Below are 13,010 nucleotides of genomic sequence, written 5' to 3' on the forward strand. Positions count from 1 at the left end.
CCCTACAGGATGTTTCACACTCGGATTACCAGGCGCTCCCCGTACAACCTCGTTTTCCCTCGCTGACCTGTGAAGATCGCGTCCGGGTCGGTGTCCGTGTCGCTCTGACCTGGAATAAGTTACGCGAACCGTTCGAAGAATGCCAAATCGCCTGGTCAAACCGCCTGAAGGGGTTGATTCGGGCGCAGATTCGGTGCATCCGGGTCCCCGACGCCCCCCGGAGTGCGGCTTCTAGGGCATCTCGATGGTCTCCGCACGTGCGATCTCCCCGATCGCGGCCTTCAGATACCCGTACGGTGCCGCGTCCGCCGCGGACAAGAGTTCGGCCATCACCAGTACTGCGCTCCGGAGGTAGTCGGCCTGGCCGATCCGCTGGGCGTCGTCACTCATCTCCGTCAGCCCCAGTGCCCCGGTGAGGACGGCGGCGAGCGCGGAGACGTCGAGACCGGGCAGCCACACGAGAGCCGCGCCGGCGACCCTCGTCAACGCGCCCTGGATGTCTTCGCCGGAGAAGCCGTCGGGATGGAGGTCCTCGAGCAGCGCCCGCACGACACCTGCGTGCACCAGGGTCACCTGTTCGAACGGCAGGACCGTCAGTTTCCCGATCGCCTCGGCGAACGGTTCAGCCGAGGCGGCGCGCGCCGCGTCGATCGCGGCGTCGGTCACGACCGCGATCTCACGCGGGATCGTCGGCCACTCGGCCGGCCAGTTGCTGCTCATCGGCGTCACACCGCCGCGCTCAGCGCGACCGACAGCGGCACAGCCGTCAGACACAGGACTGCCGCGACCAGCAGACCGATCACCAGGCGCTTGTCCCACTTCCCTCGCGCACCACTCGCTGCCAGAACGAACAGTACGAATCCGATGCAGACGGAGATGATCGTGACGAGGACCGGTGTGGAGAGCATGGCTGGATTGTGCCTCAGCCCTGTTTGCCCTGATCGGCCAGGAGTTCGGCCAGGTGAACGCCCTCACTTCGAGTCAGGTCGGTGATCTGCGTCCGACACGAGTAACCGTCCGCCAGGACGACGGCATCAGGGCCCGTCCGAGCGACGGCCGGCAGAAGTTGGTGCTCGGCGATCGCGACGGACACGTCGTAGTGCCCCTTCTCCACACCGAAGTTTCCCGCAAGCCCGCAGCACCCGCCCAGCCGCTCAACCTGTGCACCCGCCCGATGCAGCAGGGCCTCGTCCGCTCCCCAACCCATCACCGCGTGGTGATGACAGTGCGGCTGCGCCACGACGGTGATGCCCGACAGGTCCGGCGGCTCCCAGCCGTCACGGTCGACGAGCAGTTCGGCGAGGGTCCGGGTGGACCCGGCGACGGCGTGAGCCTCGGGAGTGCCGAGCAGGTCGACAGCGTCCGAGCGCAGCACCGCCGTGCACGACGGCTCCATCCCGACGATCGGCACTCCTTCTTCCGCGAGTGCCGTCACGGTGCGCCCGAGGATGCGGCGGGCGGCGTCGAGCTGACCCGTGCTGATCCACGTCAGACCGCAACACTGCCGCTTCGGGGTGAGGCGCGGGCGGAATCCGGCGTCCTCCAGCACTCGGACGGTCGCGATGCCCACCTCGGGCGTGAAGTGGTCGGTGAAGGTGTCGACGAACAGCACGACCGGGTCGCCGGTCGCGCGGCGCTGGGCGGCCGTCGACGCGAACCAGCGTCGGAAGGAGGTCGGCGCGAACTGCGGGACGTGGCGTCGTCGATCCGCGCCCCCGAGCGTGAGCGCGGCCGGCGCGACACCCGGAATCCGCGTCACGGCGTTGGTCAGGCGCGGGGCCCGTCCGGCGAGCGCCGCCCAGCGCGGCAGCCACCCGAGTGAATAGTGCGAGACCGGGCGCAGCCGCTTCCGGTAACTCTGGTGCAGGACCTCCGACTTGTAGGAGGCCATGTCGACACCGGTGGGACAGTCGGACGCGCAGCCCTTGCACGACAGACACAGGTCGAGGGCGTCGTGCACCTCCGGCGAACGCCAGCCCTGGTTCACGAGGCTGCCGTTCACCATCTCCTGCAGGACACGGGCCCTTCCACGCGTCGAGTCCTTCTCCTCCCGCGTCGCCATATAGGAGGGACACATGACGCCGCCGGCACCGGTGGTGTCGGCACGGCACTTGCCAACTCCCGTGCAGCGGTGCACGGCCTGGGCGAAGTCGCCGTCGTCGTCGCGGTAGCCGAGCGCGAGGTCCCGGCGCAGCGGCGACGTCTGCGGGACGCGCAGGTCGGCGTCCACCGGCCGCGGGTCGACGAGGACCCCGGGGTTGAGGACGTCGTCGGGGTCGAAGACGTGCTTGACGGCGCCGAACAGGCGCAGCGCGTCGGGCGAGTACATGAGCGGCAGCAGTTCGCTGCGGGCGCGGCCGTCGCCGTGCTCGCCGGACAGCGACCCGTCGTAGCGCGCGACGAGTTCCGCGGCGGAGGTGAGGAAGCGTCGGAAGACGGCGGTGCCGTCGGGCCGGTCCATCGGCAGATCCAGGCGGATGTGCAGGCAGCCGTCCGCGAAGTGGCCGTACGGCAGGCCGGTGATGCCGAAGTCGGTGAGCAGGGCGTCGAAGTCGCGCAGGTAGGGGCCCATCCGGTCCGGCGGGACCGCGGCGTCCTCCCAACCCGCGTAGGCGGGCTTGCCGGCAGGACTGCGGCCGGCGAGACCGGCGCCATCCTCGCGGATCCGCCACAGCGCCGCGGCCCGCGCCTGGTCGTCGACGACGAGGGCATCGATCGCCCCGCATCCCCGCGCCAGGGCCTGTGCCCACTCGAGCACCTCGGCGCGCTCGTCCCCCGCGATCTCCACGAACAGCCACGCCGCACCCCGCGGCAGCGGCGGCACCGCCTGGGGCCCGCGACGGTCGCGGACGACGTCGACCAGGCGCGAATCGATGCCCTCGCACGCGGTGGGGCGGAAGCCGAGGACCGCCTTGGCGTCGTCTCCGGCGGACGCGATGTCGTCGTAGCCCAGCGCGACCAGCACGCGGTGCGCCGGATCCCGCACCAGGTTCACGGTGGCCTGCGTGACGATCCCGAGCGTGCCCTCGCTGCCGACGAGGAACTTCACGACGTCGAAGCCGTTCTCCGGGAGCAGGTGCTCGAGCGCGTACCCCGACGCCTGCCGGCCGAAGCGGCCGAACTCCGTTCGGATCGTGGCCAATCCGGCGTGGGTGACGTCGCGGAGCCGGTCCAGGATCGGGGCGTCGGCCGCAGTAGGCAGCGACAGCGCCTCCCCCGTTCCGGTCAGAAGTTCGAGACCCACGACGTTGTCCGACGTCCGCCCGTAGCCGAGAGTCCTTGCCCCGCAGGCATTGTTGCCGATCATCCCGCCGACGGTGCAGCGGTTGTGCGTCGACGGGTCGGGACCGAACCGCAGGCCGTGCGGCGCCGCCGCACCCTGCAGTGCCGCCTGCACCGCGCCGGGTTCGACGACGGCGGTTCCCGAGTCGGGGTCGACCGCGAGCACTCGGCCCAGGTGACGGCTGAAATCGAGAACCACCCCCGGGCCGACCGCGTTGCCCGCGACCGATGTCCCGGCGCCGCGCGCCGTGAGCGGAACCCCCTCGGCGCGGCACACGTCGAGCACCGTCGCGACCTCGTCGACCGCGCGCGGGAACACCACCGTCGTGGGCGGCACCCGGTACAGCGACGCGTCCGACGAATACATCGCCCGGGTGGTGCCGTCGTCGCGGACGTCCCGCACCCCCGCGCGGCGCAGCGCGTCGGAGATCGGCGTCCAATCCGGCATATGAGCAGCCTAGTGCCGGGTGTCACGGCATGGTGCGCACGTCCAGAACCCACCCTTCGTCGCCGACCGGCGCGAATCCGAGCTCCGCGAGCCGCCGCTGGTCGAACGGCGTCTCGATGCGCACAGCACCGAGGTCGGCGAGCGTGTGGGTGATCGACCACATCAATTCTCCCGCCACTCGGTCCGGGCAGCCCTGCACGAGCTCGAGGACGTCGACCCGCGCGACATCGGTACCGATCCATCTCGCGGCCGCGTGCCCGACGTACGGTCGGCCCTCGCGGTTGTTCTCGTACGCCTGCAGCCAAGCGGCGAGCACCCCGTCGTCCTTCGCGGCCCGCGCTCGGCGGATGTCCAGACCTTCGGTGGCCAGCCAGACACCCGACCTGTCGTGCAGCGGGACTCCATCGATCGCGTAGTCGCGGTTCGGCGTCCGGCCCGGCTGCGGTGCGGAGATGTGCAGTACGCCGTCGACCCGCCGGCGTGTGCCGCGCACGATCAGGCCCGTGTCCAGCTCCTCCATCCAATCCATCAGGATCGTCCCCACCACCGCCGCGGGGTTGTGCAGAGGTGGTCCCCGAAAGTCGCTCTCCGACATGGGCAGCCGGAACGTCATCGCAAAGACGTTGGGGTTCTCCGCCCAGTGGAAGTAGACACGGACCCGATCGCCGTCGAGATCCAGACGCACCGGCCGGAATCGGCTCGTCACCGCCCCGCGCATCCGAAAGGCACGGCATGCACGGGCGAAGGTCTCGCGGGCGACATCGCCGAGACCATCGGGCGAATCGCCGCCGACCTCGATGCGCCACCCGCCGTCGGCCTCGGTGCGCGGATCTCGGATGGATTCCGTGTCGGCGAACGGCCCCGACTCCGCGAGCCGGCGGATCAGCTCGGTGTCGGACGGATCGGGCTCGAGTTTACGAGGTTCGATCCGACCGGCCCACAACCTGTCCCACTGCATGTTGTCCGGCGCCAGCACGGGCGCGCCCTCACCGTCGAGAAAGACGGCGTAGATCGACTGCAGCGGGATCTTCGTCCTCGGCGGAGATTCCCGAACCACGAGCTCGTAGGCCCAGTCGCCCCACGCCGTGCCCAGCACTGCGCGGGCTCATCCCTCGCTCTCGTTCACGCTCAAGGGAATTCGTTCCCCCTTCGCATCACCGAGCGTGGCGCACGAACCGGGATACCCCTGCACGTGAATCCGGACGACGACGGGATCGGCGCCGGCCGCGAACGAGCCGAGGTCGTCGACCTCCTGGTAGCTCGCACCGGCCCACACCTTCACCTCGGGCAGGCTGATCGCGTGACCGTCGACCTCGGTGCGGCCGGGGTACCGACCACAATGCAGATGCCCACGACGGGACCGATGTTCGAGAACCTCGCGGCAGGTTGCGAGTTGCGACGCGAAACGGATTCGGACGGATCTTTCGATGTCGGCGACGGAGAGCATCCGCCGCTGCGGCTCAGAGGCCGGCCTGGACATTCTTTCGACGTGTCGAAGTGTTCACGACGGCCACCGTACGCGTGAAACACGCCGTGCGCCAGCACTACCGCATCGTCAGCACCACCGCGCCGTCGTCGGTGATCGCAACGGTGTGCTCGCTGTGCGCCGCGCGGGCACCCGACACGGTCCGCAGGGTCCAGCCGTCCGCGTCGTGGCGGTACTCGTCGGAACCGTCGGCGATGAGCATCGGTTCGATCGCCAGGACGAGACCGGGGCGCAGTCGCATCCCCCGACCGGCGCGGGCCTCGTTGGGCACGTCCGGAGCCTCGTGCATCACGCGGCCGATGCCGTGACCACCGTGATCGGCCAGCAGACCGTAACCGAGACCACGGACGTAGGCACCGATCGCGGCACCGATGTCGCCCAGCCGGTTTCCCGGCCGGGCCGCGGCGATCCCAAGGCGAAGGGCCTCGTCCGCGGCGGCAACGAGGGCCTCGTCGACGGGATCCGCGGCGCCGACGACGAAGCTGATCGCCGAGTCGCCGCACCAACCGTCCAGCTTCGCGCCGCCGTCGATGCTCACCAGGTCGCCGTCACGCAGTCGATAGTCCGACGGAATGCCATGTACGACAGCGTCGTTCACGGATACGCAGACGACACCCGGAAACGGGGTCGGGGCCCAGTCCGGCCGGTAGTTCAGGAACAGCGGCTCCGCGCCGGCGTCGGATATGACGCGGGCGGCAACGGCGTCGAGCTCGCGAAGGCTCACCCCCACCTGCGCGTGGTCACGCGCGGCCGCGAGGGCGTCGGCGACGACGCGGCCCGCCGCCCGCATGCCCTGGATCTCCGATTCGGTCTTGAGTTCGACCACTGCACACCTCCGGTTCGAATAACTATACCGGTATTACTATAGGCATCATGGTGCGCGTGCCGTTGACGGCGGAGGAACTCGAACGTGGGCAGCGGCTCGGTGAGCTGCTGCGATCCGCGCGGGGCGAGACGAGCATGGTGCAGGTCGCGCACGACGCGGGGATCTCCGTGGAGACGCTCCGCAAGATCGAGACCGGGCGCATCGCGACGCCGGCGTTCTTCACGATCGCCGCCGTCGCGCGCGTCCTCGACATCTCCCTCGACCGCATCGCGGCGACACTGGACACCGCACTGGTCGATCCGGACCAGGAGCCTCGGCGCGCGTCCTGACCGGATCGCTTGCGACCCGCCACCGCCTTAGAGTTCGGCGAGCACCACGGCGGGCACCGTCGACAGCGGCGGGACCGGGTCCAGCGCGCGCAGGTCCTCGTCCTCGCTCACCTCACCCCAGAAATCGTCCGCTTCCACGTCGAGGCCGAGCACGATCCAGGGTCCACCGGAGCGCAGGAACGCGTACGAGACCATCGCGCGCTCCGGGGCCGGCGTCTCGAACAGCCGATCGCCGACCGGATACCCCTGCTGCTCACCGATCAGCGTCAGCGTCGACGGATCGACTCCCGACCCGGCCAGCAGGGATTCGACCGCGTGCTCCAGCAACCGCGCGGCCGCTCCCTCGTCGTCCGTCGACCACCCCCGGTAGTCGGGGTGTCGCACGCAGCAGAGGACGTGCGAGGCCTCCGTCCCGGACCGTCTCCGGTACAGCCGCAGAACAGGAAATCCACCGCTCATGTCTCAGTCCGGTCCGGCGCCTCGGCGCGCATCCTGATCCGCTCCAGGCGGCGGTCCCAGCCGGCAGCGATCCGCTCGAGCGCGGTGGCGGCCTCGTTCAATCGAGCCCCGACCGCGACGAACCGCACCTCGCGACCGTCGCGCTCGGACTCGACCAACCCGACCTCCTGCAGCACCGCCAGATGCTTCGCGATCGCCTGGCGCGACACGGGAAGCTCCCGCGCGAGCGCCGACGCCGACGCCGGGGACCGCCCGAGCCGGAGCAGGATGCTCCAGCGGGTGTCGTCGGCCAGGGCCGCGAACACCACGGGCGGAGCGAGGGATTCACCCGACCGCATCGACCGCCTCCTCCACGTGACTCTTCGCGAGAGCCATCTCGATCCGCCAGCCCCCGACGTGGTCGTCGTACCGGCTGCGCCGCTCCGCCGCGCTCTCGGGCAGCGACGCGAATCCGCTTTCGGTGACCCGCAATACGACACTCGTGGGTGAGGTCTCCTCGATCCGGAACTCCACCAGGGTCGACGCCCCGTCCGGCGCGTCGACGTCGGTGAACCACCGGAAGGCCGCGTAGCGGGGTTCGTCCAGTTCCACGGTCGCGAACGCGAACGCGCCGTGGTTCGCGTCGTGGACGACGTCCAGGTCGCCGCGCCGCTCGATGCGGTGCGGCACGATCTGCTCGTCGTTGATGTACCAGCCGGGCTCGCTCACGAGCTTCCACACTCGCGCGGCCGGGGCGTCGATCACGATCTCCCGCTCGATTCGATCCAAGACATCCATCGGTTCGTCCCTCCGTACGTCGAGAATTATCTGCAACCCCAGGATTGCAGGATGCGGCGGTCGATGCAACCCCCAAGTTGCACTTTGTCGGTGGTGGCCCGGATCGCCCGATCACCGTGTCCGCTATGTCCGCTCCCGGTTCCGGCACGGCAACTTCTCACAGGTAGAACCCAGCTACCTGCGGTAGTGTCGCCTCCGGCCAACCGACGGCTGCGCGGCGCCACGCCCCACCGTCCAGCGACGGAAGGGGGACGCGTGAGCGAGACCCTGCACCTGGTCGACGGAGACACCGCGGCCGCAACCACCACGACACCCACCACCACCGCCGCGCCCACCCGGGCGCGACGACTGCGGATCACACCGGCCGACGTCCTCGCCACCGCCTCGTTCGTGGCGCTCGCGGTGTTCGTGCTGGGCCGCCAGTGGAAGCACCTCGGCGACGGCTATCTCGTCACCAGCGGCCAGGACCAGACGATGTGGGAGTGGTTCTTCGCGGTCACCGCGCACTCGCTCGCGAACCTCGAGAATCCGCTGTCGAGCACGCTGCAGAACTACCCGCTCGGCGTGAACCTGATGGCCAACACGGCGATGTTCGGCGTGAGCATCCCGCTCGCACCGATCACGCTGCTGTTCGGTCCCACCGTCACTTTCACGCTGGCGCTCACACTCGGCCTGTCCGGCACCGCCACCGCGTGGTACTGGGTACTGTCCCGGCACGTCGTCGCGTCGAAGTTCGCGGCCGCCGTGGGCGGATTGTTCTGCGGCTTCGCGCCGGCGATGATCTCGCACACCAACGGCCACCCCAACTTCGTGGCGCTGTTCCTGCTGCCGTTCATCGCCCTGCTGGTGATCCGCCTCGGCAGCGGCGAACGTCCCGTCCGCAACGGCGTGATGCTCGGACTGGCCGTCGCGTACCAGATCTTCCTCGGCGAAGAGCCGCTGCTGATCTACTCGATCGCGTTCGTCATCTTCGGAATCGCCTACGGCGCATCGCGGCCCGGCGAGGCGATCGCCGCCGCCCGACGCGGATTCAAGGGACTCTGCGTGGCCGGTGTCGTGGCGCTGGCGATCGTGGCCGTCCCGCTGTGGTGGCAGTTCCTCGGACCGCAGAGCTACCACTCGATCGAGCACGGCCCGGTCGGCAACGACGCGAACGCGTTCACCCGCTTCCCGTCCCAGTCGCTCGCGGGCGATCCGGGATCGGCCGTCGGGCTGTCGATGAACGCCACCGAGGAGAACGCCTTCTTCGGCTGGCCGCTGCTGCTGCTCGTCGCGATGACCGCGGGGTGGCTGTGGCGTGTCCGGATCGCCCGCGCCGCGGCCGTCACCGTCACCGTCATGGCCGTGCTGTCCATGGGCCTCGAGTTGACCGTCGCGCACCACGACACCGGGATCACGCTGCCGTGGTCGTGGTTCGCGAAACTGCCGCTGCTCGAATCCGTGCTCGAGTCCCGCTTCGCGATGGGCTGCATCCCGGCCATCGCGATCCTGCTGGCGCTCGGCACCGACCGGGCGATCGCGGCCGGACGCGTCGGGCAGCGGTCGACGACGCTGCTGTGGCTGGGCTGGCTCGCCGTCTCGCTGCTGCCGCTGGCCCCCGCACCCGCACCCGTCGCGCACCGCGCCCCGGTGCCCGCCTTCTTCGCCGACGGAACCTGGCGCTCGTACGTGTCCGACGGATCCGTCGTCACCGTCCCGCTGCCGCGCCCCGAGGACGCCAAGGCGCTGCAGTGGCAGGTCGGGCAGAAGTTCGGCTATCCCATCGCCGGCGGCTACTTCGTCGGCCCCGCCGGACCCGAGGACAAGGGCAAGTACGGGCCCGACGACCGCCCGACCGCGATGCTTCTCGGCAAGACGCAAAACACCGGCGAGGCCCCGACGATCGACGAGGCCACCCGCGCGACCGCGCTCGAGGACCTCAGGTTCTGGAACGCCGACGTCGTCGTGCTGCCGCCCGGAAAGAACGACCAGGTCCTCCGCGCCACCATCGACCAACTCCTCGGTGTCCCCGGCCGACGCGTCGACGGCGTCTGGGTGTGGGACGTGCGGGATCTGACCTGATCGGGCCACTCACCTAGAGTCGATGAACGTGCCCGACGTCCTGACTGCCCCAGCCCCGGCCGCCGAACGCGCCTCCGCGAAGGACGTGCGGATCGCCCGTCTCGTCGCCACCGTCAGCGGCCTGCTCGGTGTGATCCTCGCGATCGCGACACCGTTCCTGCCGGTGAAGCAGGACGCGGCGTCGGTGAGCTGGCCCCAGAACGGCAGCCTCACCAGCGTCGAGGCGCCGCTCGTGTCGTACACCCCGCAGCAGCTGCACGTGACGGTCCCGTGCACCGCCGTCGCGCAGCTCGGCGACAAGGGCGGCGCGCTCGTCGCGACCGCTCCCCCGCAGGCCGGACGCGCCGAGGCCGACGGCCTGGTGATCAAGGTCGACCCCGCATCCGACACCGAGCCCGCGCGCCTGCGCGCGATCCTGCGCGACACCGCGCTGCTGTCGCTGCCGCTGAGCGACCTGCAGGGCTGCTCCGAGATCGTCGTGACCTCCGACGCGCAGGGCACCACCGCCGCCGTCGCCGGACTGCCCGACCAGCAGGCCACCACCGTCAGCGGCGACTTCCGGCCGCAGATGGTCGGCATCTTCTCCGACCTGCAGGGCACCCCGCCGCCGGGCCTGGACGTGCGCGCCGACCTCGACTCCCGGTTCTCGTCGACCCCCACCCTGATCAAGCTGGTCGCGATGATCGTCGCGGTCCTGGCCACGATCGTCTCGCTGGTCGCGCTGCACCGCCTCGACAGCGTCGACGGCCGCCGGGCCCGCCGCTTCCTGCCGTCCCGCTGGTGGAGGTTCACCGGCATCGACGCCGTCGTCATCGGTGGCCTGCTGGTGTGGCACGTCATCGGCGCCAACACCTCCGACGACGGCTACCTGCTCAACATGGCCCGCGTCTCCGAGAACGCCGGCTACATGGCCAACTACTTCCGCTGGTTCGGCGTCCCCGAGGCCCCGTTCGGCTGGTACTACGACGTGCTGGTGCTGTTCGCCAAGGTGAGCACCGCGAGCATGTGGATGCGCCTGCCCGCCCTGATCGCCGGCGTCCTCTGCTGGATGATCATCAGCCGCGAGGTGATCCCCCGGCTGGGCGCGGTGGTGCGCCGCAGCAGCGTCGCCATGTGGACCGCCGGACTGGTGTTCCTCGCGTTCTGGCTGCCGTTCAACAACGGACTGCGCCCCGAACCGATCATCGCCCTGGGCGCGCTGCTGACGTGGTGCTCGATCGAACGGGCCATCGCCACCGGGCGCGTGCTGCCGGCCGCGATCGCCGTGCTGATCGCCGCGTTCTCCCTGGCCGCCGGCCCGTCCGGCATGATCGCCATCGCGGCGCTCATCGCCGGTGCCCGATCGATCGTGCAGACCGTCGTGCGCCGCAGCCGGAAGGTAGGCGTCGCCGGGCAGATCGCGCCGATCCTCGCCTCCGGCACCGTGGTGCTCGTCGCCGTGTTCGCCGACCAGACCCTCGCCTCGGTGCTCGAGGCCACCCGGGTCCGCACCGCCGTCGGCCCCAACGTCCCGTGGTTCGACGAGCGCGTGCGCTGGGACGCGCTGCTCAACATCTCCCCCGACGGCTCGCTGGCCCGCCGCTTCGGCGTCTTCGTCATGCTGCTGTGCCTGGTCGTGTGCGTGATGATGATGCTGCGCCGCGGTGGCCGCATCCCCGGCACCTCCGTCGGGCCGTCCCGCCGCATCCTCGGCATCATCTTCGCGTCGCTGCTGCTTATGAGCTTCACGCCGACCAAGTGGACCCACCACTTCGGCGTGTACGCGGGCCTCGCCGGCTCGGTGGCCGCGCTCGCCGCCGTCGCGGTCGCCGGCGCCAGCCTGCGCTCCAAGCGCAACCGGACCCTCTTCGCGGCCGGGGTGCTGTTCATCCTGGCGCTGTCGTTCACCGGATCCAACGGCTGGTGGTACGTCTCGAGCTACGGCGTCCCGTGGTGGGACAAGCCGCCGTCCATCGCGGGCAAGGGCTTCTCCACCGCGCTCCTCGCCCTGACGGTGCTCGCACTGCTGCTGGCCGCCTGGTACCACCTCCGCGAGCCGTACGAGAAGGACCGCGGCGCCGGCAACGGCAACGGCGGTCGCCTCGCCCGCATCCGACGCTGGTCGCCCGCACCGCTGACACTCGCGGCCGCCGCCGTCGTGCTGTTCGAGATGCTCTCACTGCTCAAGGGCGCCGTCGCGCAGTACCCGGCGTACTCGATCGCGAAGTCGAACCTGCGCTCGATGACTGGCAGCACCTGCGCGCTCGCCGACTTCGTCCTCGTCGAGAACGACCCCAACGCGTCGATGCTGACGCTGCTGAACCCGCCCGCCGACCGGGCCGGGGCCGGCGCCTTCGGCGCGACCACGGCCACCGGTTTCACGGCGAACGGCGTGGCCGGCGACCTCACCGCCGACAAGGAGAACGTCGCGACCGGCGGCGCCAACAGCGTCGACCGGGGCACCGACTCGAACTCGCAGACGGAACCGACCGGCACCGGTGCCGGCACGAGCGGCGGCACCGAGACCACCGCCGGCGTCAACGGCAGCACCGTCAGCCTGCCGTTCGGGCTCGACCCGGCGACCACACCGGTGCTCGGCAGCCACCAGAGCGGCGCCCAGCAGTCCGCCGACCTCGTCACCGGCTGGTACGGGCTGCCCGAACGCAGCGACGACGCCCCGATCCTGACGATCGCCGCCGCCGGACGCATCCACTCCGTCGACGCCGACGGGCTCGTCACCGAGGGAGGACTACTCGAGGTCGAGTACGGCACCCGCACCGCCGACGGCGGCGTCGACGTGCGCGGCCGGGTCGCGCCGATCGACATCGGGCCGGCGCCGTCCTGGCGGAACCTGCGCGTGCCGCTCGATCAGCTGCCCGACGACGCGAACGCCGTCCGGGTGGTGGCGTCCGACACCGGGCTCGCGCCCGATCAGTGGCTCGCCGTCACCCCGCCGCGGGTGCCGCACATGCAGACGCTGCAGACCGTCGTCGGGAGCAGCGCCCCGGTGCTGCTGGACTGGTCGGTGGGCCTGGCGTTCCCGTGCCAGCGGCCGTTCGACCACCACGACGGCGTCGCCGAGGTGCCCGAATACCGGGTCCTGCCCGACCGCGTCGGCGCCCAGGCCACCAACGCGTGGCAGGACGCGATCGGCGGCGGACCGCTCGGCTGGACCCCGCTGCTGCTGAACGCCCAGACCATCCCGACCTACCTCGCCGACGACTGGCGCCGGGACTGGGGTTCGCTGGAGCGGTTCACGCCGATCGACGAATCGGCGCAGCCGGCGGCGGTCGATGTCGAGCAGACCACCAGATCGGGTCTGTGGTCGCCCGGACCGATCCGGGAGACGCCGCCCGCCTGACC

12 protein-coding genes are annotated in these 13,010 nt (G+C 70.6%); 3 read left to right on the forward strand and 9 right to left on the reverse strand.

Annotated features, from left to right (window positions below):
- Positions 1-231: 231 nt before the first annotated feature.
- The 6 genes from EGT67_RS24255 to map all read right to left on the reverse strand — a co-directional run bounded on the left by EGT67_RS24255 (position 232) and on the right by map (position 6,042).
- A complete protein-coding gene (locus EGT67_RS24255; protein WP_127918674.1) occupies positions 232-720 on the reverse strand; it encodes a hypothetical protein in 489 nt (162 codons plus the stop codon).
- 5 nt (positions 721-725) lie between these two features.
- A complete protein-coding gene (locus EGT67_RS24260) occupies positions 726-908 on the reverse strand; it encodes a hypothetical protein (protein WP_127918675.1) in 183 nt (60 codons plus the stop codon).
- Positions 909-922: 14 nt separating this feature from the next.
- Positions 923-3,730, reverse strand: a complete 2,808-nt coding sequence (locus EGT67_RS24265) for an FAD-binding and (Fe-S)-binding domain-containing protein (RefSeq protein ID WP_127918676.1) — start codon at positions 3,728-3,730, stop codon at positions 923-925.
- Positions 3,731-3,752: 22 nt separating this feature from the next.
- Positions 3,753-4,826: a hypothetical protein gene (locus EGT67_RS24270; RefSeq protein WP_127918677.1), complete on the reverse strand. Its 1,074-nt coding sequence runs from the start codon at positions 4,824-4,826 to the stop codon at positions 3,753-3,755.
- Between the two features lie 9 nt (positions 4,827-4,835).
- Positions 4,836-5,012 carry a hypothetical protein gene (locus tag EGT67_RS25185; protein WP_164877648.1) on the reverse strand — a complete coding sequence of 59 codons (177 nt, stop codon included), beginning with the start codon at positions 5,010-5,012 and terminating at the stop codon, positions 4,836-4,838.
- Between the two features lie 262 nt (positions 5,013-5,274).
- Positions 5,275-6,042 (reverse strand): type I methionyl aminopeptidase, encoded by a 768-nt coding sequence (gene map / locus EGT67_RS24275; protein ID WP_127918678.1) that lies wholly within the window; start codon positions 6,040-6,042, stop codon positions 5,275-5,277.
- Between the two features lie 47 nt (positions 6,043-6,089).
- On the opposite strand from map, the gene EGT67_RS24280 reads away from it, so the two are divergent.
- On the forward strand, positions 6,090-6,371 hold the full coding sequence (locus EGT67_RS24280) for a helix-turn-helix domain-containing protein (RefSeq protein ID WP_127918679.1): 282 nt from the start codon (positions 6,090-6,092) through the stop codon (positions 6,369-6,371).
- Between the two features lie 27 nt (positions 6,372-6,398).
- On the opposite strand, the gene EGT67_RS24285 is transcribed toward EGT67_RS24280, so the two are convergent.
- The 3 genes from EGT67_RS24285 to EGT67_RS24295 all read right to left on the reverse strand — a co-directional run bounded on the left by EGT67_RS24285 (position 6,399) and on the right by EGT67_RS24295 (position 7,607).
- On the reverse strand, positions 6,399-6,755 hold the full coding sequence (locus EGT67_RS24285) for a hypothetical protein (RefSeq protein ID WP_241566226.1): 357 nt from the start codon (positions 6,753-6,755) through the stop codon (positions 6,399-6,401).
- Between the two features lie 71 nt (positions 6,756-6,826).
- Complete coding sequence (locus tag EGT67_RS24290) at positions 6,827-7,168, reverse strand: ArsR/SmtB family transcription factor (RefSeq protein WP_127918681.1); 342 nt, start codon at positions 7,166-7,168, stop codon at positions 6,827-6,829.
- The gene (locus EGT67_RS24295) at positions 7,155-7,607 is read right to left on the reverse strand and encodes an SRPBCC domain-containing protein (RefSeq protein ID WP_127918682.1); all 453 of its coding nucleotides are present in this window, start codon (positions 7,605-7,607) and stop codon (positions 7,155-7,157) included. The genes EGT67_RS24290 and EGT67_RS24295 overlap by 14 nt, the downstream gene beginning before the upstream one ends.
- 255 nt (positions 7,608-7,862) lie before the next feature.
- Here EGT67_RS24295 and EGT67_RS24300 point away from each other — a divergent pair, with 255 nt between their 5' ends.
- Positions 7,863-9,668, forward strand: a complete 1,806-nt coding sequence (locus EGT67_RS24300; RefSeq protein WP_127918683.1) for a glycosyl transferase — start codon at positions 7,863-7,865, stop codon at positions 9,666-9,668.
- 22 nt (positions 9,669-9,690) lie between these two features.
- Positions 9,691-13,008 carry an arabinosyltransferase domain-containing protein gene (locus tag EGT67_RS24305; protein WP_127918684.1) on the forward strand — a complete coding sequence of 1,106 codons (3,318 nt, stop codon included), beginning with the start codon at positions 9,691-9,693 and terminating at the stop codon, positions 13,006-13,008.
- The last annotated feature ends 2 nt before the right edge of the window (positions 13,009-13,010 follow it).

The sequence above is a fragment of the Prescottella agglutinans genome (assembly GCF_004011865.1).
GTDB lineage: Bacteria > Actinomycetota > Actinomycetes > Mycobacteriales > Mycobacteriaceae > Prescottella > Prescottella agglutinans.

Excerpts from the sequence above, each read along its gene's own strand:
- EGT67_RS24255 (WP_127918674.1), bottom strand. The coding sequence starts at position 720 with ATGAGCAGCAACTGGCCGGCCGAGTGGCCGACGATCCCGCGTGAGATC.
- EGT67_RS24305 (WP_127918684.1), top strand. The coding sequence starts at position 9,691 with ATGAACGTGCCCGACGTCCTGACTGCCCCAGCCCCGGCCGCCGAACGC.
- EGT67_RS24295 (WP_127918682.1), bottom strand. The coding sequence starts at position 7,607 with ATGGATGTCTTGGATCGAATCGAGCGGGAGATCGTGATCGACGCCCCG.
- EGT67_RS24290 (WP_127918681.1), bottom strand. The coding sequence starts at position 7,168 with ATGCGGTCGGGTGAATCCCTCGCTCCGCCCGTGGTGTTCGCGGCCCTG.
- EGT67_RS24280 (WP_127918679.1), top strand. The coding sequence starts at position 6,090 with ATGGTGCGCGTGCCGTTGACGGCGGAGGAACTCGAACGTGGGCAGCGG.
- EGT67_RS24260 (WP_127918675.1), bottom strand. The coding sequence starts at position 908 with ATGCTCTCCACACCGGTCCTCGTCACGATCATCTCCGTCTGCATCGGA.
- EGT67_RS24265 (WP_127918676.1), bottom strand. The coding sequence starts at position 3,730 with ATGCCGGATTGGACGCCGATCTCCGACGCGCTGCGCCGCGCGGGGGTG.